Annotated in this window: 21 protein-coding genes and 1 pseudogene; 9 read left to right on the top strand and 13 right to left on the bottom strand. The window is 73.6% G+C overall.

Annotation, left to right across the window (positions count from 1 at the left end; translation table 11 throughout):
* Nucleotides 1-4: 4 nt before the first annotated feature.
* Complete coding sequence (locus tag BGK67_RS31000) at nt 5-370, bottom strand: hypothetical protein (protein WP_069923170.1); 366 nt, start codon at nt 368-370, stop codon at nt 5-7.
* Nucleotides 371-622: 252 nt separating this feature from the next.
* Here BGK67_RS31000 and BGK67_RS30995 point away from each other — a divergent pair, with 252 nt between their 5' ends.
* Entirely contained in the window at nt 623-850 is a 228-nt protein-coding gene (locus BGK67_RS30995) for a hypothetical protein (RefSeq protein WP_069923169.1), read from the top strand.
* 124 nt (nt 851-974) lie between these two features.
* Here the strand turns inward: BGK67_RS30995 and BGK67_RS30990 are convergent, their stop codons facing one another.
* The 4 genes from BGK67_RS30990 to BGK67_RS30975 form a co-directional block, all read right to left on the bottom strand.
* Nucleotides 975-2,012 (bottom strand): NAD-dependent epimerase/dehydratase family protein, encoded by a 1,038-nt coding sequence (locus tag BGK67_RS30990; protein WP_069923168.1) that lies wholly within the window; start codon nt 2,010-2,012, stop codon nt 975-977.
* Between the two features lie 255 nt (nt 2,013-2,267).
* Nucleotides 2,268-2,912: a dihydrofolate reductase family protein gene (locus BGK67_RS30985; RefSeq protein ID WP_069923167.1), complete on the bottom strand. Its 645-nt coding sequence runs from the start codon at nt 2,910-2,912 to the stop codon at nt 2,268-2,270.
* Nucleotides 2,913-2,948: 36 nt separating this feature from the next.
* Nucleotides 2,949-3,629 carry a M15 family metallopeptidase gene (locus BGK67_RS30980; RefSeq protein ID WP_244291366.1) on the bottom strand — a complete coding sequence of 227 codons (681 nt, stop codon included), beginning with the start codon at nt 3,627-3,629 and terminating at the stop codon, nt 2,949-2,951.
* Between the two features lie 53 nt (nt 3,630-3,682).
* On the bottom strand, nt 3,683-3,973 hold the full coding sequence (locus tag BGK67_RS30975) for an acylphosphatase (RefSeq protein ID WP_208948768.1): 291 nt from the start codon (nt 3,971-3,973) through the stop codon (nt 3,683-3,685).
* 29 nt (nt 3,974-4,002) lie between these two features.
* On the opposite strand from BGK67_RS30975, the gene BGK67_RS30970 reads away from it, so the two are divergent.
* The gene (locus BGK67_RS30970) at nt 4,003-4,389 is read left to right on the top strand and encodes a VOC family protein (RefSeq protein WP_069923166.1); all 387 of its coding nucleotides are present in this window, start codon (nt 4,003-4,005) and stop codon (nt 4,387-4,389) included.
* Nucleotides 4,390-4,659: 270 nt separating this feature from the next.
* On the opposite strand, the gene BGK67_RS30965 is transcribed toward BGK67_RS30970, so the two are convergent.
* Complete coding sequence (locus BGK67_RS30965) at nt 4,660-6,159, bottom strand: long-chain-fatty-acid--CoA ligase (protein WP_069923165.1); 1,500 nt, start codon at nt 6,157-6,159, stop codon at nt 4,660-4,662.
* A gap of 245 nt (nt 6,160-6,404) precedes the next feature.
* Between BGK67_RS30965 and BGK67_RS30960 the strand changes: the two genes are divergently transcribed.
* The gene (locus tag BGK67_RS30960; protein WP_069923164.1) at nt 6,405-7,115 is read left to right on the top strand and encodes a hypothetical protein; all 711 of its coding nucleotides are present in this window, start codon (nt 6,405-6,407) and stop codon (nt 7,113-7,115) included.
* A gap of 224 nt (nt 7,116-7,339) precedes the next feature.
* A complete protein-coding gene (locus BGK67_RS30955; protein WP_069923163.1) occupies nt 7,340-9,526 on the top strand; it encodes an FUSC family protein in 2,187 nt (728 codons plus the stop codon).
* An 84-nt stretch (nt 9,527-9,610) separates the two neighbouring features.
* Here BGK67_RS30955 and BGK67_RS30950 read toward each other — a convergent pair whose 3' ends face one another.
* The 3 genes and pseudogenes from BGK67_RS30950 to BGK67_RS30940 form a co-directional block, all read right to left on the bottom strand.
* Nucleotides 9,611-10,819 (bottom strand): cytochrome P450 family protein, encoded by a 1,209-nt coding sequence (locus tag BGK67_RS30950; RefSeq protein WP_069923162.1) that lies wholly within the window; start codon nt 10,817-10,819, stop codon nt 9,611-9,613.
* Nucleotides 10,820-11,606: 787 nt separating this feature from the next.
* Nucleotides 11,607-12,317, bottom strand: a pseudogene (locus tag BGK67_RS30945) (IclR family transcriptional regulator); the annotation flags it as partial.
* A 908-nt stretch (nt 12,318-13,225) separates the two neighbouring features.
* On the bottom strand, nt 13,226-13,804 hold the full coding sequence (locus BGK67_RS30940; protein ID WP_244291365.1) for an RNA polymerase sigma factor: 579 nt from the start codon (nt 13,802-13,804) through the stop codon (nt 13,226-13,228).
* 468 nt (nt 13,805-14,272) lie between these two features.
* On the opposite strand from BGK67_RS30940, the gene BGK67_RS30935 reads away from it, so the two are divergent.
* From BGK67_RS30935 to BGK67_RS30925, 3 genes are read left to right on the top strand one after another with little or no spacing between them, the layout of a single operon-like run.
* Entirely contained in the window at nt 14,273-15,658 is a 1,386-nt protein-coding gene (locus BGK67_RS30935; protein WP_069924239.1) for an MFS transporter, read from the top strand.
* Between the two features lie 30 nt (nt 15,659-15,688).
* Nucleotides 15,689-16,486: a response regulator transcription factor gene (locus BGK67_RS30930; protein WP_079154468.1), complete on the top strand. Its 798-nt coding sequence runs from the start codon at nt 15,689-15,691 to the stop codon at nt 16,484-16,486.
* The gene (locus tag BGK67_RS30925) at nt 16,483-17,865 is read left to right on the top strand and encodes a HAMP domain-containing sensor histidine kinase (protein WP_069923160.1); all 1,383 of its coding nucleotides are present in this window, start codon (nt 16,483-16,485) and stop codon (nt 17,863-17,865) included. Before BGK67_RS30930 ends, BGK67_RS30925 begins: the two co-directional genes overlap by 4 nt.
* Before the next feature lie 32 nt (nt 17,866-17,897).
* Here BGK67_RS30925 and BGK67_RS30920 read toward each other — a convergent pair whose 3' ends face one another.
* From BGK67_RS30920 to BGK67_RS30905, 4 genes are all read right to left on the bottom strand, one after another.
* Nucleotides 17,898-18,866 (bottom strand): TAXI family TRAP transporter solute-binding subunit, encoded by a 969-nt coding sequence (locus BGK67_RS30920; RefSeq protein ID WP_244291364.1) that lies wholly within the window; start codon nt 18,864-18,866, stop codon nt 17,898-17,900.
* Between the two features lie 110 nt (nt 18,867-18,976).
* Nucleotides 18,977-19,978: an MASE1 domain-containing protein gene (locus BGK67_RS30915; RefSeq protein WP_069923158.1), complete on the bottom strand. Its 1,002-nt coding sequence runs from the start codon at nt 19,976-19,978 to the stop codon at nt 18,977-18,979.
* Nucleotides 19,979-20,040: 62 nt separating this feature from the next.
* Nucleotides 20,041-20,874, bottom strand: coding sequence for a PP2C family protein-serine/threonine phosphatase (locus tag BGK67_RS30910; protein ID WP_069923157.1), 834 nt, complete (start codon nt 20,872-20,874; stop codon nt 20,041-20,043).
* A gap of 342 nt (nt 20,875-21,216) precedes the next feature.
* Nucleotides 21,217-22,491 carry a glycoside hydrolase family 16 protein gene (locus BGK67_RS30905; RefSeq protein WP_069923156.1) on the bottom strand — a complete coding sequence of 425 codons (1,275 nt, stop codon included), beginning with the start codon at nt 22,489-22,491 and terminating at the stop codon, nt 21,217-21,219.
* A gap of 270 nt (nt 22,492-22,761) precedes the next feature.
* Here BGK67_RS30905 and BGK67_RS30900 point away from each other — a divergent pair, with 270 nt between their 5' ends.
* Nucleotides 22,762-23,469: a cyclodityrosine synthase gene (locus BGK67_RS30900; protein ID WP_079154466.1), complete on the top strand. Its 708-nt coding sequence runs from the start codon at nt 22,762-22,764 to the stop codon at nt 23,467-23,469.
* Nucleotides 23,459-24,643 (top strand): cytochrome P450, encoded by a 1,185-nt coding sequence (locus BGK67_RS30895; protein ID WP_069923155.1) that lies wholly within the window; start codon nt 23,459-23,461, stop codon nt 24,641-24,643. The genes BGK67_RS30900 and BGK67_RS30895 overlap by 11 nt, the downstream gene beginning before the upstream one ends.
* Nucleotides 24,644-24,680: the final 37 nt, after the last annotated feature.

Genomic DNA, 24,680 nt, shown 5'->3' with positions numbered 1-24,680 from the left:
CGGCCTACCTCGCGTCGCCGTCCGGGACGACCTCGACCTCCGGGGGTTCGCCCCGCTCCACGGAGCGTCGGTTCTCCCGCCAGGCCCGTACCCCGCTCTTGGCCTGCTCGTACACCTCGTCGAAGATCTTGGGGCCGACGATGCCGACCAGGACCAGTACGATCTCCAGCCCGGCGCCCATGGGGCTGCCCGGGCCCTCCTCGCTCCCGGGACCCTCCGCGATCTCCAGGTCGCCGCTGTTCCTCAGCGCCTCCAGCCTGCGTTCCCGTTCGAGCCACGCCTTCAGGGCGCCGACATCGCTCGCGCTCGCGCCCTGCCCCAGGCGTACGCGGACCACCGTGTTCTTCGCCGAACCCTCCCCGTCGTTCATAACTCAGCATCATCGCATGTGAGTTGGGGGCGCGGGGAGACATCGGTCCGGCTCGGGTCCACTTCCGAGGCCGTCGACCGCGGCCGCCGGGTCCCGGCCGGGTACGTGAACGACGGCTTCGGCCTGTCGCGGTCCGGCCACGGAGAGCTGCCCGCCGCCCGGTGCATGGCGCGGGTGACGGGGGGCAGGCGCCGCACGACAGGCGGTGCCGACGGGACCGTCGGCACCGGACCCCTACGGAGGAGGACGGCCATGGACGAGCAGGGCGGCGCGGGAGGAATCCCGCGGCACGAGGAGCAGGCCCAGGCCCGGCAGCGCGACCCGCGCGCCGACCGCCACGGCGACGAGAAGAAGACGCCGGCCGCCGACACGGACGAGGCGAGCCGTCTCGACCGCCCGCAGCAGCCCGAGAAGCGCCCGCAGCAGCCCGAGAAGCCGGACGGGAAGGGGACGCGCTGGGTCAGCCCCCGGGACGAGTGACCCGCGGAAGGCGCGGTACGCCCCGCGCGACCTCACCTTCGCCGCCGGCCACGCTGTCGAGCCCGGCCGGTAGCCCGGCTGCGTCCGCCCCCGCCCCCCGGGGCGTACGACCGCGGTGCCGCGTTCAGGCGGCCAGCGGCGCGGTGTCCATCCCCGCGCCCTCGCGCAGGCCCGCCAGGAACTCCTCCACGGCCTCCACCGCCGTGTACGCGGGCCGCCAGGCCAGCTCCGTACGGGCCCGGGAGGGGTCCAGCAGGGGCAGCCGCAGGACGGCGTCGAAAAGGTCCGGCGACGCGGGCGCGAGGTGCAGCCGCCAGGCGGTGGCGAGGGCCGCCCGGACCGGGGCGCTCGACAGCGGGAAGCGGCGGGCGTGCAGGATGCCCGCCAGGACCTCGGCGTCGAGGGGCGGGTCGGCCGCCAGGTTGAAGGGCCCCCGTACCGGACGGGTGACGGCCGCCAGGTAGGCGGCGGCCGCGTCGTCGGTGTGCAGGGCCTGGAAGGTCATTCCGGGCATGTCGGGGACGGCGGGGATCAGGCCGGGCCGGATGAGCCGTCCGGGCAGGAGCCTCCCGGCGAAGATCCGCCGCTGCTCGGAGGCGGAGGTCCGCTTGAAGAGGAACGCGGGGCGCATGCGGACCACCCTGATGTCGGGGTGTTCCCGCTCGAAGGCGTCGAGGACGCGTTCGAGGTAGGCCTTCTCGCGGGTGTAAGCGGCCTGCGGCCAGCCGTGGGTGGGCCAGGACTCGTCGACCGCACGGTCCTTCGGGCCGGGTGAGTAAGCGCCGACGGAGGAGGCGTGGACCAGGGCGGGCACCCCGGCCCGTGCCGCGGCCTCGAAGACGCGCACGCTCCCTAGGACGTTGGTCAGCCAGGTCTGCGCAGGATGGTGGGTCGGCTGGAACCGCCAGGCGAGGTGGACCACGGCGTCGGCCCCGGCGAACAGCGGCACGAGGTCCGGGCCGTCCGGTTCGATGTCCGCGGCCGCCCAGGCCGTCTTGGCGGGCGTCCACCGGGGCACCCTGCGCGCGAGACCGAGGACGGAGGTGACGGCCGCACTGTCGGCACAGGCCTGGACCACGCTGGTCCCGACGTTTCCGGTGGCGCCGGTCACCACGACCCGCAGGCCGCCGTCACCGGGTTCCACGGGGAGGGGGCGAGTCATCGCGTGGGCTCCCTTGCTCTCGGCGGAGTCACTCGTACGACGCGCCTAACCCGCATGGGGGCGGGGCAAACCTCACCCCTCGCCCGGCAGGGGCCGAGCGGACACCGCGGCGGACGGACGCGCGGCACGCGGGGCGTGCCGGCGTACGCAGCGTGGCCGGCGGCTGCCGCTCCGAGGTGACGCTGCCCCGCGCGGGCGGCGCCCGGGCGGCGGCGGCGACCGCCGGGGACGCCTGAGCCGGGCCGGGAGGCCGGGTCACTTCCGCCAGAACAGGTGGTGCCTCACCCCGCTCGGGCTGGGCACCACCTCGAGGTGGAAGCGGTCGAGCAGTTCCTCGGGGGACTCCCACAGGCGCGATCCCGATCCGATCCGCACCTGTGAGACCGCGACGTGCAGGGTGTCGACGAGGGCGGCGTCGAGGAACTCGCGGATGGTGGCGGCCCCGCCGCCGAGCCGGACGTCCTTGCCCTGCGCCGCCTCCTTGGCCTGTACGAGAACGTCGGCCGGGTCGCCGTCGACGAAGTGGAAGGTGGTGTCGGAGAGCGTGAACGAGGGACGCGTGTGGTGGGTCAGGACGAACACCGGGGTGTGGAAGGGGGGCTCGTCACCCCACCAGCCGCGCCAGTCGAGGTCCTGCCAGGGACCGCGCTGGGGCCCGAACTTGTTGCGGCCCATGATCTCCGCGCCGATGTTGTGTGCGAAGTCCCGGGTGAAGTAGTCGTCGAGGCCGCGACTGCCCCCGGGGGCGCTGCGGTGGGGCCAGCTCGCCGTGGCGCCGGCCCAGGCGAACATGGTCCCGGGATCGGCGTCCCCGAACGGCCGCTCGAGGCTCTGGTGCTCACCGGCACCGAACCCGTCGCCGGACACGTTGAAGTTCTGGACTCTCAACAGCTGGTCCACGTGTTTCCTCCTGCGTCGTCGCGCATGTGCGGCGGCTCAGCCACCGGTCGCCGAGAAGTGCTGGTAGTCGGGGTTCGACCAGTCGCCGCCCCACTGCCAGCCCACGTCCTCGAAGGCCCGGGTGACGACGTCCCCGGGGCGGATCATGCCGGGGGCGGGCGGGTCGCGCCGCAGATGCCGGCGGCCGGCGGCCGGATGGGGGGTGCCGCCGCGGTCCACGTACGGGTTCTCCACCGGGTTGACGTCCACGGCGTCCCCGTAGGCGTGACGCGAGATGCGGCCGGCGTCGCCGGTGACCTGACGGCAGTTGAAGGCGGACGTGTTGTCGTCGGCCATCGATTGCTCGTCGTCACCGCCGTAGGCCGCCGCCGGCCGCATGCGACGGATGGGGAACTTCGCCTCGAAGACCTCGCCGAAGACCTTCAGGAGGGGCCTGACCGCCCGCTCGTGGACGACGAGTTCACCGCGGTGGACCCGGCCGTCGAAGCCCCAGTGGTTCATCCGGATCAGCCGCAGCCGGTCGGGGCCCACCGGGCAGCCCGGCCGGTAGGTGGCGCCCAGCGCCTCCGGCGGCACCCCCGTCACCTCGGCCGCCAGCCCGGTATGGGCCTGCACCCTGCCCGCGGGCGGGGTCGGGGAGGAGGGCGCGGCCGTACAGCCCAGCGTGGCGGTGCACAGCACGACGACCGCCGCGCCCGCGGTGGAGGCGAGTCGCACGGCGCCACGGCAAGGAGCCTGCCGGGCCGCTCCGCACGCCCCGCGGGCCGGGCTCAGGCCGCGTCCCGGGGAGTGGGCCGCACCTCGAAGCCGCGCAGTTCCTCCGGCGCCGCCTCCTCGTGGACCTCCACGGCGCGGACGTCGGCCGTCGGCGGCCCCGTACGCGCCCACCGCACCATCGCCTCGACGGCGCCCTCGCCCCCGTCGAACAGCGCCTCCACCTCACCGCCGGGCAGGTTCCGCACCCAGCCGGACACGCCCTGTGCGAGCGCCTCACGGCGGCAGGTGTCCCGGAAGAACACCCCTTGCACCGTGCCCGACACGATCACGCGCTTGCGTACCATGCTCCGACCATAGGACGAGGCTGGGAGTCATGGTGCACGTACTGAGCGGCAGGACCCTGCTCACCCCCACGGACCCCGAGCGCTCGCGCGCCTTCTACGGCGGCACGCTCGGGCTGGCCGTCTACCGCGAGTTCGGTACCGGCCCCGAGCGCGGGACGGTCTACTTTCTCGGCGGCGGGTTCCTCGAGGTGTCGGGGCGCGCCGAGGAGCCGCCCGGCCCCGGGATGCGGCTGTGGCTCCAGGTCCCGGACGTGGCGGCGGCGTACGAGGAACTGCGCGGCCGGGGCGCCGAGGTGCTGCGGCCCCCGCTGCGCGAGCCCTGGGGCCTGATCGAGATGTGGATCGCCGACCCGGACGGCGTGCGCATCGCCGTCGTGGAGGTGCCGGCGGACCACCCGCTGCGCTACCGCCCCTGACCGTCGGCCGGGCTTGGGCCGTTCGGGTGACAACGGCGGAGTCGGACTCGGCGGCGCACGTGGCGCGCGGTCCGGCTACACCACGGCGTGGGACCGGAGGTCAGGAGGGCTCGGGGCGGGTGGGTGCCGTGGCGGGCCGGCGGCCTCCCCGGACGGCTCGGGCGAGAGCCGTGGCGGGTGGGAGGCGAGGCCGTCTGGACGGCCACCGCGACGGTCCAGGCGAGGACCGGCAGGGCGGCCGTACCAACGGACACCGGGGGTGACCGATCGTCAGTCGTCGAGCGTGATCTCCCGCTTGAGGATCTTTCCGGTGGGGCCCTTCGGCAGGCCCGGTACCAGCTGGACGATCCTGGGGTACTTGTACGGGGCCACGCGGGCCTTCACGAACGCGCGGAGTTCGTCCGCGGTGACCTCCGCGCCCGGCTTCAGCGTGACGACGGCGGCGACCTCCTCGCCGTGCACCTCGTGCGGGACTCCCACCACCGCGGCCTCGGCGACGGCCGGGTGCTCGTAGAAGACCTCCTCGATCTCGCGCGGGTAGACGTTGTACCCGCCCCGGATGACGAGGTCCTTCTTGCGGTCGACGATGAAGTAGAAGCCGTCCTCGTCGCGCCGCGCCAGGTCGCCGGTGCGGAACCAGCCGTCGGCGAACGCGGCCGCGTCGGCCTCCGGGCGGTTCCAGTAGCCGGACATGACGTTCGGGCCCTGCACGGCGATCTCCCCGACCTCTCCCTCGGCGACCTCCTTGCCCTCGTCGTCGATCAGGCGCACCCGCACCCCGGCGATCGGCGTGCCGATCGAGCCGGGCTTGCGAGGGCCGTCGAGCGATCCGAAAGTGACCACCGGGGCGGTCTCCGACAGGCCGTACCCCTCCACGAGCGGGCATCCGAACGCCGACTCGAACCGGTGCAGCACCTCCACCGGCATCGCCGAGCCGCCGGTCACGCTCAGCCGCGGCCCGCTGCCGCCCGTCAGGCCGGTCGACCCGGCCGCATCCGCCGCGGCGAGCAGGCCGATGAACATGGTGGGCACGCCCTCCATCACCGTGACCCCGTCGCGCGAGAGGATCTCGAGCGCCTTCGCCGCGTCGAAACGCGGCAGCAGGGTGATACGGGCGCCGGTGAGGACCGCCGCGTTCAGCCCGCAGGTCTGGCCGAAGACGTGGAAGAACGGCAGGCCGCCGAAGACCGTGTCCGAGGCCGACATGTCCAGTACGCGCGCCACGGTGGCGGTGTTGCTGCCCAGGTTGCCGTGGGTGAGCCGGGCGCCCTTGGAGCGGCCGGTCGTGCCGGAGGTGTAGAGCAGCACGGCGAGGTCGTCGGTGTCCCGGTCCACGACCTCGGTGCGCGGCTCCGTGGCGGCCAGGGCGGCGCCGAACTCCTCGGCGGTCACGTCGACGCAGTCGATGCCCAGCTCCGCCGCCGCCGCGCCGGCCTCGGCCTGCGCCGGTCCCCAGGCCAGGATCAGCCGGGCGCCGCAGTCGCCGGCGCTGTAGCGGATCTCGGCCGACTTCAGCAGCGGGTTCATGGGGACGGCGACCGCGCCCGCCCGCAGGACCCCGTAGTAGGCGACCGCGAAGTGCGGGATGTTCGGCAGCAGGATCGCCACGCGGTCGCCGGGCTCCACGCCCCGGGCGGCCAGCCAGCCGGCCACGCGGGCACTGCGCTCGTCCAGCGACCGGTAGTCGAGGGCCAGGCCGTCCAACTGGATCGCCGTGCGGCCGGGGTTCGCCGCGGCGGTGGCGGCCAGGTTGAGGGCGAGGTTGGTCATGGTGACCTCTTTCTGCTGGTGCGGTCGCAGGTGGGCTCCGGTCGCCGCGCTGCCGGCCCGCCGTCGGCGGCCCCGCCCTGCTCGGCGGCCAGGCTATCGGTCAAGCATCCGATGCAGGCTGCGCCCACGATCAAGCGGGGTTCCGCGTACTCGGAGCAGTCGGAGCAGGTCGGGGCAGGTCGGTCGGGCGAGTTCGGCGTGTGTGACCATGGCTCGTCGTCACATCAGCGCCTCATGGGGGGACCATGCGCACCCGCACCACCACTGCCACGACCGGCCTCGTCGCCGCGCTCGCGGCGCTCCTCGTCCTGGCCGGCTGCACCGCACCGGCGGGGAGCCCGCGCGGGGCGGTGAGCTCCGGGCCGTCGGCGCCGCCCGCGCCGGGCGGTGGTTCCGGGTTCGAGGGGCCGCGGCCGCAGGACCAGAACCTGCTGGCGTGGACCGGCGACCCCAACGACGCGGGGCACGTGACCGCGCAGACGTCCGCGGGGGTCGGGGGGCGCATCACCCTGGTGCGGATCGTCCTGCGCGAGGAGATCACCTGGTCGAACGTCTGGCTCGGCCTGGCGGGCCTGGACCCGAACGCGCAGCTCGCCAACTGCCACCTCGGCGTGTACGACGCCAAGGGCACCCTGGTCGGAGCCACCCCGGACATCTCGCCGCAGCTGATGACCGAGCCCATCGCCAAGCCGTTCCCCCTCGCCAAGCCGTTCACCGCCGCGCCCGGCACCTACTTCATCGCGCTCCTGCTCAACGGCAGTTGGGCCACCAACGCCCTCACGTTGAAGTCCACCGGGGCCGGCATCTCCGTCAACGCCGGTCTGACGCCGCCCAATCTGCGGTACAGCACCATCCTGACCGGTCAGACCTCGCTGCCGGCGACCGTCAACCTGGCCGAGCAGTCGACCAGCACCATCCACACCGGCTGGGCCAGCCAGTGGTACGCGATCTCCTGAGCACCGGTGCCTGACGTGCCGGTGGAGCGGGTCTACCCGAACTGGCCGGGCGGTTAGTCGCCGGCGGGCGTTGGCCGCGTTCTCCCAGTCCTCGTCGGTGACCCCGCGGCCCGGACCGGACGGGTGTGACAGCCCTGCGATGCGACCTGCGTTCCCCCGACTCCTCTCCCCCGGTCCCCGGGCCGCCGCGTGCCGGGCGGCCGGGACCGGGGGATGCTGGTGGCATGGCTGGCGTTCCCAGGGTGCGGCTGCCCGCCGCCTACCGGGCGGCGGCCCGGCGGGCGGCGCGGGTCACGGTGGCAGCCGGCGCCGCCTTCTACCTGTTCCTGTACGGCTTCGGCCTGCCCGACGCCGCGACCTACGCGGTGTTCGCCGCCGTGGCCATGGCGGGCCTGTCACGCATCCCCGGTACCGGCCGGCAGCGTGCCGCCGTCGTGCTGCGGCTGCTGCCCGTCTGCTGGGTGCTGATCACGATCGGCACCTACCTGGCCGTACGGACCTGGAGCGCGGTCGTGGGCATGCTGCTGGTCGGGTTCGCGCTGGCCTTCGCCGCCGTGGGCGGGCCGCGCCCGGCGGGGGCCGCGCCGGGACTGCAGCTGATGTACATCCTGCCGTCCTTCCCGCCCTACGATCCCGGTTCGCTCGGCGAGCGGCTGGCGGGCGCGACGACCGGCCTGGTGTTCCTGGTCCTCGCGGAGGCGTTCCTGCTGCCCGATCCGCCGACCGTCCCGTACCGGGAGCTGGCCGCGCGGGCCGCCGACACCGCGCGCGATTGCGCCGACGAGCTGACCCGGGGGCGCTTCACCCTGTCCGACGCTGCGGCGCGTGCGGCGTTGGCAGCGGGTACCGGCCTGCGGTCCTCGCTGGTCCCGGAGGCCGAGCGGCCGGCCGGCGCGAGCGTACGCGACCGCGCGCTGGCCCAGACCGGGCTGTCCCTGCGCACCCTGCTGCGCAGGCTGTCGCTGCTGCCTCCGGCCCCCGGCGGGCCGGATCCCGGCCGGGGCGGGCTGGACGTGCTGCGCGCGGTACGGGACGCGGCGGAGGAGACGGCCGGGCGCCTGCGCGGCCGGGAGCCCACCGGGGACGCGCACGCCGAGCTGCTGCGGGCCCGCTCGGCCCTGGCGGCGGGCCCGGAGGCCGGCGCTTCCCCGGCGGTGCTGCGCCGGCACGCGGCCGTGTTGGAGGCGGCGGACGCCGCGCTGGCCATGTCGACGGCCGCGTGGATCGCGGTACGGGGCCGGGCGGGCGCGGCCAGGGCGGCGCCGGGGCGGTTCTGGTACGCGCGGATGCCGGCGCCGCTGCTGTGGTGGCGGCGGCTGGAGGGCCATGCCGGGGGGCGGTCGGTGTTCTTCCAGAACGCGGTGCGGATCAGTCTGGCGCTGGCCGCGGCCCGGGTGATCGCGGGGGTGGACTCGCTGCCGCACGGGTTCTGGGTGCTGCTGGCGACCTTGACGCTGACCCGGACGACCGTGCGGGAGACCCGTTCGACGGTACGGGTGGCGCTGACCGGGACCCTGATCGGCGCCCTGGTGGTGGCGGGGCTGCTGGCGCTGGTGGGCACGGACATCGCGGTGTACGCGGCCGCGCTGCCGCCGCTGATGCTGGTCGCCTTCACGCTGGGGCCGGTCAAGGGGGTGGGCTGGGCCCAGGCTCTGTTCACGCTGGTCGTCGCGCTGGTGTTCGCGCAGCTGGCTCCGGCGACCTGGCAGCTGGCCGAGTTCAGGCTGCTGGACGTGCTGACCGGCAGCGCGATCGGCGCCGTGTTCGGGCTGCTCGCCTGGCCCCGGGGCGCCCAGGACGAGCTGCGGCGCTCTGTGGCGGTGCTGCTGCGGGGCGCCGCGGAGACGGTGGTGGCCGTGACGGCCCAGCTCGCGGCGGGCGGGGTGCGGGAGCCCGCGCCCTCCGCCGCGCCGGGGCACCGGTCGCTGCAGCACGCGCTGATCATGGCGGAGTCGGCGTACGCGCAGTTCCAGAGCGAACCGAAGGAGTCGGCGGGGCCGCCCCCCGGGCAGGACTGGCAGGCGACGCTGATGACCGGCCACCACACGCTGTGGGGCGCGGACCGGCTGCTGGTGCCGGCCGAGCGGGTCGACGTACCGCCCCTGGCGCGGGAGCCGGCGAGGGCGGTGACGCGGCTCGGGGACCGGGTGGCCGGGCGGATGCTGCTGGTGTCGGCGCGCCTGGACCCCAGCGGCGACACCCCGGAGGAGCCGGTGCCGCTGCGGGATCCGGATTTCGACGGGTTCGCGGCGGAGCCGCCAGGCGCGCCGACGTCGTACTACGCCGCCGTGGAGTGGCTGGACTCCTTGCTGACGGACCTGGAGCACATCACGGGGCAGTCCGGTGGCGGACGGGCCGACCGGGCAGGCGGGCCGGACCGGGCGGACGGACGGTCCCGGGATGACGCGTGATGCGGGCCGATGGCAGGCCGACCGGGCCCCGGGTCCGGTCCGCCGGCGTGTGCGCGGCAGCGGACCGGACCCGGGGCCGTCGGGTCACCAGCGCACGGGCAGTTCGCGTACGCCCCTGATCAGCATGCCGGGCACCCAGGACAGCTGCGTCTCCTCGGCGTCGGCGGCGAGTTCGGGGAAGCGCTCCAGCAGCGAACGCAGCGCGATGCGGCCCTCCATCCGGGCCAGCGGCGCGCCGAGGCAGTAGTGCAGGCCGTGCCCGAAGGCGATGTGGCCGCGGGCGTCCCGGCGGATGTCGAAGCGGTTCGGATCCTCGAAGCGCGCCGGGTCGCGGTCCGCGTCGGCCATGGCGATCAGGACGGCCGAGCCCGCGGGGATCACCACCCCGCCCATCTCCACGTCCTCCAGGGCCAGTCGCTCGGTGCAGGTCTCCACCGGACCGTCGTAGCGGAGCATCTCCTCGATCGCGCCGTCGAGCAGGCCGAGGTCGGCGCGCAGGTCGGCGAGTTGGTCCGGGTGGGCGAACAGGGCGCGCATCCCGTTGCCGATCATGTTGACCGTGGTCTCGTGCCCGGCGATGAGCAACAGGACGCTCATGCCGATCAGTTCGCTCGGCGACAGCCGGTCCCCGCCCTCGTCGACGGTGTGGATCAGGGCGCTGAGCAGGTCGTCGCCCGGAGCGGCGCGCTTGGCGTCGATGAGCCCGGTCAGGTACCGGGGCATCTGCGCGTACGCCTCGGCCTCGGCCTCGGGGCTGGTGCGGGCGACCATTTCGCCGGACCACTTGCGGAAGGCCTCGCGGTCCAGCTCGGGCACGCCGAGCAGCTCGCAGATGACGGTCATCGGGAGCGGGAAGGCGAAGGCGTTCACCAGGTCGCCCCGGCGCTCCTCGTCGGCCTCCATGGCGTCGAGCAGTTCGTCGGTCACCTGCTGGATGCGCGGCGCCAGCGCCTCGATGCGGCGCGGGGTGAACTCCCGGGCCACCAGGCGGCGCAGCCGGGTGTGGTCCGGGGGGTCGGACATCAGCATGTGGGCGAGCGCCGGGTGGTCCTGGTCGGCGTTGATGATCTGGCCCATGTCGCCGGATCCGCGCCAGTCCCGGCTGAGCCGCGGATCGGTGAAGGCCGTGCGGCAGGCGTCGTGTCCGACGACCAGCCACATCTCCTCGTCGTCCGGGGTGCGCACGTGGTGCACGGGTCCCTTTTCCCGCAGCGCCGCGTAGACGGGATACGGGTCGCGCGTGAAGTCCGGGCTGAGCTCCAGCAGATCGACGATGGCGGGTCGAAGCACCATTCCATTCCCCCCTGAATCGAATGCGTCGCACAATCATACGCCGTTGCGTGTAAGGACCAACAGTAGTTGTCGCGGCATACCGCCGGCGATCGGCCCCGGCTGACTCACAGTTGACGGTACGTCGCGTGGTCGGCCCGCGTGCGCCCGGCCGACCGGGGCTCCAGCGGGACTCCACCGGGACGCCGGACGCATCCGGTGGTGCACGGACGGCGCTGCCCGGGCTTCCGGACTGCGCAGCTCCTCGATCCGGCCACCCGCCGCCGGCGCTTTCCTCGTGGGCCTGTCCGCCACCTCGCGCTGGGGCCGTTCGCTCGAACGGGCCCTGAGCCGCCGCTCCGGCGGGGCCTGTCGGCGCCCTGTGTGACCCCTGCCGTGGCAGACCCCATCCGATTTGATCCCGTTTCATGCCATTGCATCCGTTATGCCCTGTCACGGGTGGCATCCGACCCCGCCCCCGGCGGACCTCACGGGGCTGAACAGAACCGCGACCTACCGGACCGGGGACCTGCGGGGGTCCGCGCCCCGGCTGCGGATCTCCGGCTGGAACACGCCCACCGTCACGGTCCCCGCCGCCTGAGCCGCCGCCCCGGACCGCCGTACGAGCGCCCGCGCGGCCTGCGGACGCCTCCGCCCGGACTTCCCGGACGGGGGCGTCCGCACCCGCGTTGCCGGGTGCCGGAGCGTCCGGCTAGGCGGTCGGGGACAGGAGGCCGCTGCCCAGCCCCGCGGGACCGCTGCCGCCCTCCAGGCCGGGGCCCTGAGCCGCGGCGGGCTGGGTGCTGCCGATGACGATCAGGGCGATGAGGACGGCCGCGGCTTCGCTCTGCAGGATCCGCGCCGCCTGTTGCAGGCGGCGGGGGTCGGTGGCCGGGATGGACAGGGCCACGCACTCCGCGTTCGGTCCCGCGGTGATGGGGACCGCCGCGCAGACCGTGCCCAGCGCGTACTCCTGGAGGTCCAGCAGGGGGGCGCTGGGCCGGCGGCCGTCGAGCTCCTGGAAGAGGGCTTGCGGAGTATCGAGGGTGTGGGCGGTGAAGCGGGTGAGGCGGTGACGGGCGAGGTGGTCCTTCCGCTGGTCGTCGTCGAGCTGGGTGAGCAGGGCCTTGCCGACGGCGGAGGCGTGGGCGGCGGCGCGGAAGTCGACCCATTCCTCGACGAGCGGGGTGGCGGGCCCGTCGGCGTACTGGGTGATGCAGACCTCTCCGTCGGCGTAGCGGGCCACGTAGACGGCGGCTCCCACGGCGTCCCGGACCCAGTCGAGGGTCTCCTGCAGGTGGGCGCGGCCGTCCTCGCCCGGGCCGAGCCGCAGGGCGCTGCCGGCGATGTAGGCGTCACGCCCGACGGGTGTGACCAGTGCCGCTCGGATCAGCTGCTCCACGGCCCGCGCCAGGGCCAGTTGGGGCAGTCCGGTCTCGCGGGCGATCTGCGTCAGGCTCACGCCGCCCGCGTAGCGGTTGATGACCTCCAGGACGCGCAGGGCGCGGTGGACGGATTCCATCGCGGCCGGTGCGGGGGGCCGTACGGGCGCGCCGCGGGGGGTCCGGTTCGGCTGGGGCTCCTTGAGTACGTCGAGGGCCCAGGCGTGCGCCGCCTCGTCGGTCAGGTGCAGGGGGCCCAGCCGTGCGTGATGTGCCACGGCGGCGGCGACCTGGGGGCCGGGGATGGGCACCTCGCCGAGGTCCGGGTCCTCGGACCAGACGTGTGCCGTGACGGCCCGCCGCAGCCGCGGGGGCAGTCGGTAGGGGGGACGTACGAAGCGGCCCGCGTCGCCGAGGGCGGTGAGGTCCTGGGTGGTGATGGGCGGGGAGGTCCAGATGACGGAGGCCCGCAGGGATTCCTCGAGGGTGTCCGGGATCTCCGGCAGGGCCGGCAGGTGGTCGTCCGGCGGCAGGGCCTGCGCCTGGCGCTTCCAGTGGCGGGCGGTCTTCACCTCGGCGCGGGCCAGGTGGTGGAGGTAGAGGCAGTGGGCGGCGGTGCGCGATCCGGCGCCTGCGGCGTACTGGAACCAGAACTGGGCGCCCTCCTCGTCATCCAGGTGCAGGAGGCAGCCGAACAGCAGTGCCGAGTCCGCTCCGTGGGGCCACGAGCCGGTGCCCAGGGCGATTTCCGCGTAGGCCTGGCTCTCGGCGAGCACCCAGGCGATCTCGTCCAGGGTCCTGGCCGCCCGCACGTGGCAGGTGGCGTCGAGCACGAGGTCGTCGATGCCGGCCGAGCGCGGCGCGGGCAGCGGGCCGGTCTCCGTGCCGATCCCGGCCCGGGCGCGGTCGGCCGCGATCCGGCGGGCGATCCGTCGCCGTGCCGCGCCCTCGTCGTAGCCGGCGTACTCCTCGACCAGGACCTCCGCTTCCCGCAGTGCCGCGTCCAGTCCGTCCCATGTCACAGGGTCACGATCGCGAGTCACATCGCTCACTGGTCCTTCTCCTCTCCAGGGACCCAGTCCACCCCGAGTTTCCGGGACAGGGTTCGGCGCGCGCCGCGGATGTGCGAGCGGACGGTCGCGGAGGAGATGCCCATCATCCGGGCGACCGTGTCGTTGTCGTTGCCGAGCAGGAAGGCCAGCAGCACCACGTCGTACTGCCGTTCGGACAGGTCCGCGATCGCCGCGTACAGGCCGAGTTTCGACTCCAGCAGTTCCATCCGCTCCCGGGATGCGCGGCGCAGGGCCGCGAACCACGCGGTCTCCACCATCGCCACGGACCGGGCCGAGACCGCGAGCCTGCGCTCGACGTGCTCGCGGAGGACCGCCCACGCGAACCCGTGCAGGCTCGCCTCCTTCAGGGCGTGCGGCCACACCTTGAGCAGGAAGGTGAACACGTCGTCGACGACGTATTCGGCGTCCTGCCGGGATCCCAGCTGAAGATGGGCATAGCGCAGGTAGGCGCGATGCTGCTGGGAGTGGAAGGCGGTGTAGTCCACCGGCAGGACACCGGCCAGCTCGCTGGAGACCGCCTGGTCTCCGGATGGGTCGAACTCGCCCTCACTCATGCACTCTCCCACGGCTGCTCGTCGCCACCCACCGGGTCGGCAACACCCTGACCACGTCAAAAGCGAAAACACGCACCGCGGTAGCGGCTATCAGCACGAGGGCAACGACCTCGACATTCACGTCTGGTGAAACCTTCCCCATGGCATGTGGAGCGCGTCTGCCTGCCCCCGACTCCGGCAGCCGTGGAGCGCGAAGGGCTCCTCATGCACCACCCCATCGGAAAACAGACCCGATCGTGCAAGCCGGTCTCCGGGAATCTTCCGGAAGTAGCGCATCCGCTCCTGTGCGCGCCCTCAGGCGCCCGCGCACGCCCCCCGGTTTTCTTAGCGGGACGTTAGATCTGGGTGGCGGACCTTGTCCGGAGGTTGCGGCAGCCGCATGCTCTGGGCACTTCCCCCGCCACCGGGGCACTTCCCCGTCCCCGCCAGGGACTTCCCTCTGGAGCCGCCATGTCCTCGTCCGCCGTCATGCCCGCGTCGCCGCCGCCCGGGGACGAGCGCAAGAAGCGCCGTCTCGCCCTGGTCGGGGGATCGCTCGGCAATCTCGTCGAGTGGTACGACTGGTTCGTCTACGCCAGCTTCGCGATCTACTTCGCCGACTCCTTCTTCCCCGGCGACAACCCGACCACCCAGCTGATGAACACGGCGGGCATCTTCGCGGTCGGCTTCCTGATGCGGCCCGTCGGCGGCTGGATCCTCGGCCGCGCCGCCGACCGGCACGGGCGCAAGAGCGCGCTCACGCTGACCGTCACCATGATGTCGGTGGCCGCCCTGCTGATCGCCGTCGCCCCGACCTACGGCCAGGCCGGGTACTTCGGCGCCCTGGTGCTGCTGCTCGCGCGGCTGCTCCAGGGGCTGAGCATCGGCGGCGAGTACGCGGCCAGCGCCACCTACCTCACCGAGGCGTCGGCCCGCAACCGGCGCGGCCTGGGGTCGTCCTTCCAGTACGTGTCGATGACGTGCGGGCAGCTCCTCGGCCTCGGCATCCTGATCACCCTGCAGCACACGCTCACCACGGCCCAGTTGGAGAGCTGGGGCTGGCGCATCCCCTTCGCCCTGGGGGCGTTGTTCGCGGTGGTGGTCTTCTGGCTGCGGCGGCGGCTCCAGGAGACCGACGCCTTCAAGGAGGAGGCCTCCGGTGAGGACGGGGACGACGACAGCGCCCGCGGCACGCTGAAGGTCCTGTGGCAGCACCGGCGCCAGGCCGGACTGGTCATGGCGCTCACCCTGGGCGGCACCGTGGCGTACTACACGTACACCACCTACCTCACCAAGTACCTGGTCGGCAGCGCCGGCATGGAGAAGACCACCGCCACGCTGGTCAGCTTCACCGCGCTGACCCTGTTCGCGGTGCTGCAGCCCTTCGCCGGGATGCTGTCCGACCGGATCGGCCGCCGACCCCTGCTGATCACCTTCGCGGTGGGCTGCACCGTCGGCACGTACCCGATCATGACCGCCCTCGGGTCGGCCTCCTCGTACTGGTCCGCGCTGGGGCTGTCGCTGCTGGCCCTGGTGATCATCACCGGCTACACCTCGATCAACGCGGCCGTCAAGGCCGAGCTGTTCCCGACCAGGGTGCGCGCCCTGGGCGTGGCACTGCCGTACGCGATCGCCAACGCGCTGTTCGGCGGCACGGCTGAGTACGTGGCGCTGTGGTTCAAGAGCAGCGGCCACGAGACCATGTTCTTCTGGTACGTCTCCGGGTGCGCCCTGGTCTCCCTCGTGACGTACGTGCTCATGCCCGACACCCGCGACGCCGCCCTCAGCCGCGCCGAGGCACAGGCCGACGCCGAGGCCAAGGCCGGGTCCGACGGCGGCCCGGACCGGCCCGCGGCGGCTCCCGTAAGCTTCTGACCCCGGTCACAGCTCGCGAGGTAACTGTCGATGCACGCGCTTCTCGTCGAGGACGACGACCGCATGGCCCAGGCCCTCGGCACCGCCCTCGCGCAGCGCGGGCACAGCGTCCGCAGGGTGGGCCGTGCCATGGACGCCCTGCGGCACGTCCACGAGGCGGACTTCGTCCTGCTCGACCTGGGGCTGCCCGATCTGGACGGGCTGGAGCTGCTGCGGCGGCTGCGCACCGTCTGCGACGCGCCGCTGATCGTGGTGACCGCGCGCTGCGAGGAGCGCGACATCGTGCAGGGGCTGCGGGCGGGGGCCGACGACTACGTGGTCAAGCCGTTCCGGATGGCCGAGCTCATCGCCCGCATCGACACCGTACGGCGCCGGACGGGCGCACCGTCCGGCCGGCCGGAGGCCGACGGCGGACCGGTGCGCACCGGGGACGTCGAGGTCGACCCGGCGGGCCGCACCGTGACGGTGGCGGGGACCGAAGTCCGGCTGACCCGGCGGGAGTTCGACGTACTGGCCTTCCTGGCGGCCCGTCCCGGCGAGGTGCACTCCCGGGAGGAGATCCTGGACCGGATCTGGGGCGACGCCTTCCTCGCCGCCTCACGCTCGCTGGACGTCCACGTGGCGGGCATCCGCGCCAAGACGGGCCGCTCCGGGCTGGTGCGCACGGTCCGCGGGTTCGGCTACCAGCTCGGCTCCCCGGCCGCCCGGGACGGCCGCAGGGACGGGCCCGGGGGCGAGCGCGAAGACGGGCCCGCGGGTGAGCGCGGAGACGGGCCCGCGGGCGCGCGGAAGGATGGCGGCGCGGGCGGCCGGGGCGGCGAGCGGTGAGGCGCCGGCTGCTCGCGGTGCTGATGGTGCTCATGGGGGCGGCGGCACTGCTGCTCTGCGTCCCGCTGGCCGACGCCTACGCCCGGGGCCGGACCGAGCACCTGCTCCTGCAACGGCGCTCGGAGGCGGTGCGGTTCGCCGATCTCGCCGACCGGATGCGCACCGCGGCCGACCGGCAGGAGCTGTCCGCCGAGATCGGGCGGTACGCCCAGCTGTACGGAGCCGGGGTGGTCGTCGTCGACACGGCGGGTGCCACGGTCGCCCGGGCCGGGGCGGGCCCCGCCTGGGAGGAAGCCCGCGACGCGGCCGACGCCAGGCGCCGGGCCCTCACCGGGCGTTCCACGGACCGGCTGCCGGCCGTCCGCCCGTGGGGCCCGAAGAGCGTGGTGCTCGCCGAGCCGGTGGGCCGGGACGAGCGGGTGAGCGGGGCGGTCCTGATGTCCGTGTCCACGGATGCGGCCCGGCTCGACGTCACGGTCCGGTGGTCGGCCATCGCCGCCGGAGCCGTCGCCGCGTTCGCGGCGGCCGCCCTGGTGGCCGCGGGGATCACGCGCTGGCTGATGCGCCCGGTCCGCGATCTGGACCGGGCGGTGGAGGGACTGGCCGCCGGCAGCCTCCAGGCACGGGCCGTCTCCGACACCGGACCGCCGGAACTGCGCCGTCTGCGGCAGCACTTCAACATCATGGCGGAGGCCGTGGCCGTCTCCATCGGCCGCCAGCGCGACTTCGTCGCCGACGCCTCCCACCAGCTGCGCAATCCGCTGGCCACGCTCGTCCTGCAGCTGGAGAACGTCGAACCGCACATCGCCCCGGGGCCCGGCCGCTCCGAGCACGCCCGCGCCCTCGAGGAGGCCGAGCGCCTGGAGGAGCTGCTCAACGGACTGCTGGCCCTGGCCCGGGTGGAGTCCGGCGGCGCGGAGCCGGCGGACCAGGACGTGTGGCGGGCCGTACGGGAACGGGTGCGGGCCTGGGATCCGGTGTTCCGCGACGCCGGGCTGGAGTTGGCCGCCGCCGGCCCGGCGGACGGCCTGCGGGCACGCGCCCTGCCGGACGCGGCGGGCCGGATCCTGGACGCGGTCCTCGACAACGCCGTCAAGTTCGTGCCGCGCGAAGGCCGGGTCGAGGTGACCGCCAGGCGCGGCGCGGACGGGACGGCCGTCGTACGGGTCGCCGATGACGGGCCGGGCGTTCCCGAGGACCAGCTCGCCCTGCTGCTGCGGCGCTTCGCACGCGCCCCCGAGCACCAGAACGTGCCCGGCAGCGGCCTGGGCCTGGCCATCGCCGACGAGATCGCCCGGCTCAGCGGCGGCCGGCTCGGCGTCAGCGGCAACGCGCCGCACGGCCTGGTGGTCGAGTTCCGGCTCCCGTCCGCCCCGTAGCGGGTCAGCGGTGGCCGGTCAGCCGCGGCGGGTCACCCGTAGACGGACCGGTAGTAGGTGACCGCGCCCGGGTGGAGCGGCACCTGCCCGGTCGAGATGGCGAACCGGGGTTCCAGGCGCGCGCCCGCCGTCACTTCCCGCAGCAGGTCGCTCCAGCGCTCGAAGACCACCCGGAGCAGCTCGCGCGTGGCGCCCTGCGGTACGTCGTCGCGGGCCAGGAGGTAGTTGCCGACCCCGATGGTGCCCACCGGCTCGGCCAGCCCGTACACCCCCGCCGGGAGGGTGACCGCCGTGTAGACGGGGCCGTGGCTCTGCCGCAGCGCGCCCACGTGGTCGTCCAGCGGGAGGAACCGCAAGGGGAGTTCGCGCGCCAGGTCGGACAGGGCCGGGGTGGGTACTCCGCCGGACCAGAACACCGCGTCGACCGCGCCCTCCCGCAGCGCCGCCGCCGAGGCGGCCAGTCCCAGCTGCTGCTCGCGGGTGGCCGCGGGGCCGTCGCTCAGGCCGGCCGACCGCAGTACCCGGCCGGCCACCACCTGGACGCCCGACCCCGTGGCGCCCGCCGCGACCGGGCGACCGGCGAGGTCCCGCACCGACCGCACCGGTCCGTCCGCCGGGACGAGGAGGTGCGTGTAGTTCACGTAGACCCGGGCCAGCGCCGTGACGGCGGCCGGGCGGGTGAACGACTCGCGCCCCAGCACCGCGTCCTCGGCCGCGTCCGCCATAGCCAGCGCCAGCTCCACGGAACCGTCGTCCAGTTTCCGCAGGTTGTTCACGCTCGCCGAGGTGCTCACCGGGACGATCTCCAGCCGGCTGACGCTCGCGGCGACGGCCTGGGCCAGGGCCTTGCCGAAGGCGTTGTACGGACCGCCCTCGGGCCCCGTCGCGAGCCGGAGCCGCCGCACCGGGCCCGAGCCGCCCGAACACCCGGCGAGCGCCACCCCGACGGCGCCGAGCCCGGCGCCCATCACCCGTCGGCGGGTCAGCCCTGCACTGGTCACGGCCGCAGCGTAGCGGGGGGGACCCGGCCGGGGCGTCCGGATCGGCGGGATCGGCGCGGCGGTCCGCGCGTTCGCGCACCCCCGCTATCCGCCCCCGCTATCCCCCCCGGCTATCCGCCCCGCGTCTCCACGCCGTCCTCGTCCCGCGGCGGCCAGGCGGAGGCCGCCTTCCCCGGCGCGAGCCGCTCCACCACCTCGGCGAGGTCCTGGCAGGCCTGCTCGATCCTGGCGCGGATGATGTTCTGTTCGGTCACGACCGCCGACAGCAGCAGCGAGGTCAGCGCCGCGGAGCCGTTGAGCGCTTGCAGGTTGACCATGGCCTCGACCAGCGTGTGGCGCTCGAAGGGGCCGTCCTGGTCGATCGCCGCCGAGTTGGCCATGGCGGAGACGAGGAGCATGCACGGCGCGCTGCCCTCCAGCTGGAAGCGCAGGGCCGCCCAGACCAGGAGCGGGAAGACGAGGAAGAGCAGGGCCAGGTCGCTCCTGGTCGCGAGGAGGGTGATGGCGAAGGCCGAGGCCAGCAGGGCGCCCGCCTCCGCCCACCGGTAGGCGTCCGAGGGCAGCCGGGCCATGCGCAGGACCAGGAGCAGCGGCGTGATGACGAGCACGCCCATGGCGTCGCCCGCCCACCAGGTCCACCACACGATCCAGAATCCGCTCTGGGGCATGCTGCCGGTGAGGAGGAGCAGCCCGGCTCCGATGGTGGAGCTGATCAGCATGGGCCCCAGCCCGCCCAGGAAGACCAGTGCCACGCCGTCCCGGAGACGGTCCAGGGTGACGCGGAAGCGGAAGCGCCGCAGCAGCAGGAAGGCGCACACGGGGGCGAGGGTGTTGCCCGCGGCGATCCCGAAGCCGACGGGGTCGATCGAGCCGCTGATCGACAGGATGACGAGGCAGGCGCCGAGTGCGATGCCGGGCCAGACCCGGAGCCCCTGCCACAGCAGGCAGGCGAGGGCGATGCCCGTGGGCGGCCACAGCGGGGTGACGACGGCGCCCTGGATCACCACCTGCTGGAGCAGCCCGATGCGCCCGCCCGCGAAGTAGGCGGCGGCGACGAGCAGGATCCGGAGCACCGTCATGCCCAGACGTGGGAAACCCTCGGTGCGCATCACTTCATCAGACAACAGCCCGCACCCGCGCTCGGAGCATGACACGCGCTACTGCGCCCTGCGCGTCATCCGGTTCCGCCCCGGACGGCCTCATGGCGGAGCACGAGAACCGCGGCGTCATCCTGGTGGCCGGTGGAGTCGGCCACCTTCATCACGGCGGCGGCGAGCTCGCCGGGGTCGGCGTCCGCGTGCGCCCGGACCACCTCGGCCACCCGCTCCAGTCCCGCGTCGATCGGGAAGGACGGGCCTTCGACGACCCCGTCGGTGACCAGGACGAACGAACCGGCCGCCGCGAGCCGGCGGCGGGTGACGGGGTACTGCGCGCCCGGCAGCATGCCGAGGGGCAGGCCGCCCTCGTCCCGGACGATGCCGTGCTCGCCGTCGATCGTGGCCCAGACCCCGGGCACGTGGCCGGCGCGCGCGCTCTGGACCTCCCACGTGACGGGGTCGAAGCGGAGGAAGGTGCAGGTCGCGAAGAGATCGCAGTCCACGGAGAGCAGCAGGTCATTGGCCCGGCTGAGCACCTCGCCCGGATCGGCGGCGGACGCCGCGACGGCGCGCACGGCGATGCGGACCTGCCCCATGAACGCGGCGGCCTCGACGTCATGGCCCTCCACGTCGCCTATGGAGAAGCCGAGGGCGCCGCCGGGGAGGAGGAAGCCGTCGTACCAGTCGCCGCCGATGCTCAGGCCGTGGCGGGCCGGTGCGTACCGGGCCGCGGTGCGCAGGCCCGGCACGCCGGGCAGGGACGCCGGGAGGATCTCCCGTTGCAGCGCTTCGGCCAGCTCGACGCGGGCCTGCTGGAGCTCCGCCCCTTCCCTCGCCTGCGCGGTGAGCCGTCCGAGCCTGGTCAGCAAGTCTTCCGCGGTCGCCGACCGCGTGGACCTATGGGGGCTCATGGACCGCTCCTGGACCGCTTGGACGTACGTCCGCTTGAGTTTCCGGCGCAAATGACCACGCTCATCATATTTCGTTGGTTCGCTGATCACATTTCGAGTCCCGGACGGGTCCGCGGCCCGGGCGTGGGCCGGGGACGCGGACCCGAGGTCTTCAGGGGCGGCTGGTCAGCCGCGCAGCGGCGGTGGGGCGGGCCCTGGGAAACCGCCCACCGGTCGGCCCGCGGGTCCAGGCACTCGCCGGAAGAGACGGCCCGGGCGGGCCGGAGGGCGGTGGGCACCGGGCGGCCGAGACCGCGGCCGCGAGGGCCGTGAGCCGGCGGCCGGCCCGCTCGGGTCAGCGGATCATCGGGTCACCGTCCACTTCTGGTTGGCGGTTCCCGCGCAGGTCTGGATCCGCAGCCGGGTGCCGTTGGCCGAGTTGCCGCCGGTGGCGTCCAGGCACTTGTCCGCCTGCGGGTTGACGATGTCGCGGGCCGCGGGGACGGCCCACTGCTGTGCGGGGGTCCCGTTGCAGTCGTAGAGCTGGACCGGCGTGCCGTCCGCGGTGCCTCCCGAGGCCACGTCCAGGCACTTGCCGAGCGCGCGGATCGTGCCGTCGGAGCCGACGGTCCACTGCTGCGCGGCGGTTCCGTTGCAGTCGTAGAGCTGTACGGGGGTGCCGTTCGCACTGTTGGCGCCGGCCACGTCCACGCACTTGCCGCCGAGGCCGGTGATCGGGCCGCCGCCCGGCCGGCCGCCGCCGGTGGTGACGCGGACGTGGTCGACCACGAGCTGCGCGGGGAAGACCGTGCTGCCGTCGGGGTCTCCGGGCCAGTAGCCGCCGACCGCGAGGTTGAGGATCAGGAAGAAGGGCTTGTCGAAGACCCACTGGCGGCCGCCGAGATCGGCGGGGGTGCGCCGCTGGTACACGGTGCCGTCGACGGACCAGGTGACCGAGTTCGGGCTCCATTCGACGGCGAAGGTGTGGAAGGCGTCGGCGAACGCCTGACCGCCGGGCAGGGTGTAGCCGGCGCCGATGCCGCCGGACCCGGAGTACCCGGGTCCGTGCAGGGTCCCGTGGACCGTGGACGGTTCGAAGCCCACGTTCTCCATGACGTCGATCTCGCCCGAGGCGGGCCAGCCCACCTGGCCGATGTCGTTGCCCAGCATCCAGAAGGCCGGCCACATGCCCTGCCCGCGCGGGACCTTCATCCGGGCCTCGACCCGCCCGTACGTCGTGGTGAACCTGCCGGCCGTGTTCAGGCGGGCCGAGGTGAATTCACATCGCCCGTACCAGCACTGGTAGTTGGCCGGATTCTCCCGGCGGGCGGTGATGACGAGATGGCCCTGGCCGTCGAGGGCGGCGTTCCGGTTGCCGGCCGTGTAGAACTGCCGCTCGTGGTTGTTGACGTTGTCGCCGGTCTCGATCTGCCACTTCCCGCCGTCGACGGCGGAGCCGGCGGGTCCGTCGAACTCGTCGGAGAACGTGACGGCTTCGGCCGACGCGGCCAGGGCTGCGGGCGGCGCGGGAGCCGGCGCCGGGGCCGCCCCCTGGGCCAGTCCGGTGGACAGGGAGGCGAGGGCGAGGAGCGAGACGGCAGAGAGCAGCAGACGCCGGGGTAAACGTGGGGAGGTCATGGCTCTCCCTTCCGGGAGTGTGGGGGGGAAGGCCCGGACTGGAAAGTCATGCCCATGCCAGGCCCTTAGTTCACTACGTGATTTAAGAAGTGAACAAATCCTCTGTCAAGGGCTTGGCCTGGACCAGCTAACTACCGTGTCCAGCATGTGAGTTACCTAAGAGGAATATGGAACCGAGCCGTCACGCTCAGGTACCTTCCATCACGTCGTCGCCACACCCGGGGCACAGGGCCCCACGGGACTCGCGACGGCCAAAGGAACCGACGTCTGTTGACGACAGCCACAGAAGTCTTCACGGTCCGGCCATTCACCCCGCACTGCCAGGTGATCCACACCGAAGGCGATCACGCGGTGATAGGCATCTCACCCGGCAACAGCTATTTCTCGGCGCAGCGGGTCACCGACCTCGCGCACTGGGGCCTGCGCAACTTCCGGCAGGTCGACCTCATCTACACCGACCTGCACGTGGCCGAGATGTACGAGGCACTCGGCTATGGGGAGGACGAGGCGCGGCGCAAGGCGGTCAAGAACCTGCGCGGGGTCCGCGCGAAGGTCAACAACGCCGCGGCCGACGCCGATCCCACGGGCGCCCGCCTGCGCGCACGCCCCATGTCGTCCCTCACCGACATCCCCGCGTACCGCAGGCTCCACACCCACCTGAACACCCTCCTCGACACCGACCCGGAGTTCCGCGAGACCTGCAACGCCCTGGTCGACGCGTTCCTCTCCTCGAAGGTGCTCGGAGGGGAGGCGGCCACGATCCGCCAGCGCGAGGTCTGCCTGGAGTACGTCTGCGCCGAGGCCCCGCTCTTCCTGGACACCCCGGCCATCCTCGGCGTGCCCTCCTCCCTCAACTGCTACCACCAGCTCCTGCCGATGGCGGAACTGCTGTACTCCCGCGGTTCGGGCCTGCGTGCGTCGCGCAACCAGGGCCACGCCGTCATCACCCCCGCCGATGGAGAATCCGATGCCCACTGACGCCCTCCTCGACTTCCCCTTCTCCGCGCGCGGCGACCAGCTCCCCCAGGAGGTGGAGCAGCTCCGCGACGAGCCGGTCAAGCGGGTCCGTACGATCGCCGGGGACGAAGCCTGGCTCGTCTCCTCCTATTCCCTGTGCAAGCAGGTCCTCGAGGATCCCCGGTTCAGCCTCAAGGACACCTCGGCGCCGGGCGTGCCGCGCCAGTACGCCCTGACGATCCCGCCCGAGGTCGTCAACAACATGGGCAACATCACCGGCGCGGGGCTGCGCAAGGCCGTCCTGAAGGCCATCAACCCCAAGACCGACGGCCTGACCGACTGGATGCGGGCGCAGGCCCACACCCTCGTCGACGGCATGCTGAGCGCGGGCGCCCCGGCCGACCTGCGCGGCCAGTTCGCCAGTCCGTACGCCGAGCAGCTCCACTGCCGCATCCTGGGCATCCCCGGGGAGGACGCCCCGCGCCTGGCGGCCAGCCTCGACATCGCGTTCATGAACTCGGCCTGCCCGGTCACCGGGGCCAAGCTCAACTGGGACCGGGACATGGCCTACATGGTCGAGCGCCTCGACGACCCCGCCGTCACCGGCCTGATGTCCGAGCTCGCGGCCCTGCGCAGGGACCCGGACTACGCCCACCTGACGGACGAGATGCTCGCCACCGTCGGAGTCACCCTCTTCGGCGCCGGCGTCATCTCCACCATGGGATTCCTCACCATGGCCCTGGTCTCGCTCATCCAGCACCCGGAGGTCTGGCAGCAGATCCGCCAGGACCCCTCCAGGATTCCCTCGGCGGTGGACGAGCTGCTGCGCATCAACCTCTCGATCGCGGACGGCCTGCCCCGTCTCGCCCTCGAGGACCTCACCCTCGGGGACGTCGAGGTGAAGAAGGGCGAACTCCTCCTCGTCCTGGTCGAAGCCGCCAACACCGACCCGGCCGTCTATCCCGACCCGCACACCGTCGACATCGACCGGCCGAACGCGGGCACCCACCTGTCGTTCGGCGGCGGCCAGCACTACTGCCCCGCCACCGCCCTCGGCAAGCGGCACACCGAGATCGCCCTCGAGGTGCTCGTCGAGAAGATGCCCGGTCTGCAGCTCGCGGTGCCGGTGGACCAACTCGTCTGGCGCACCCGCTTCATGAAGCGCCTGCCGGAGCGGCTGCCCGTGCTCTGGTAGCAGTCCGGCGGCGGCGCGGGCACCGGAGGTCACCTCT

This window comes from Streptomyces subrutilus (assembly GCF_001746425.1).
GTDB lineage: Bacteria > Actinomycetota > Actinomycetes > Streptomycetales > Streptomycetaceae > Streptomyces > Streptomyces subrutilus_A.
Note: the sequence above shows the minus strand (reverse complement) of the source record. Positions and strands in the feature narration are given on the sequence as shown.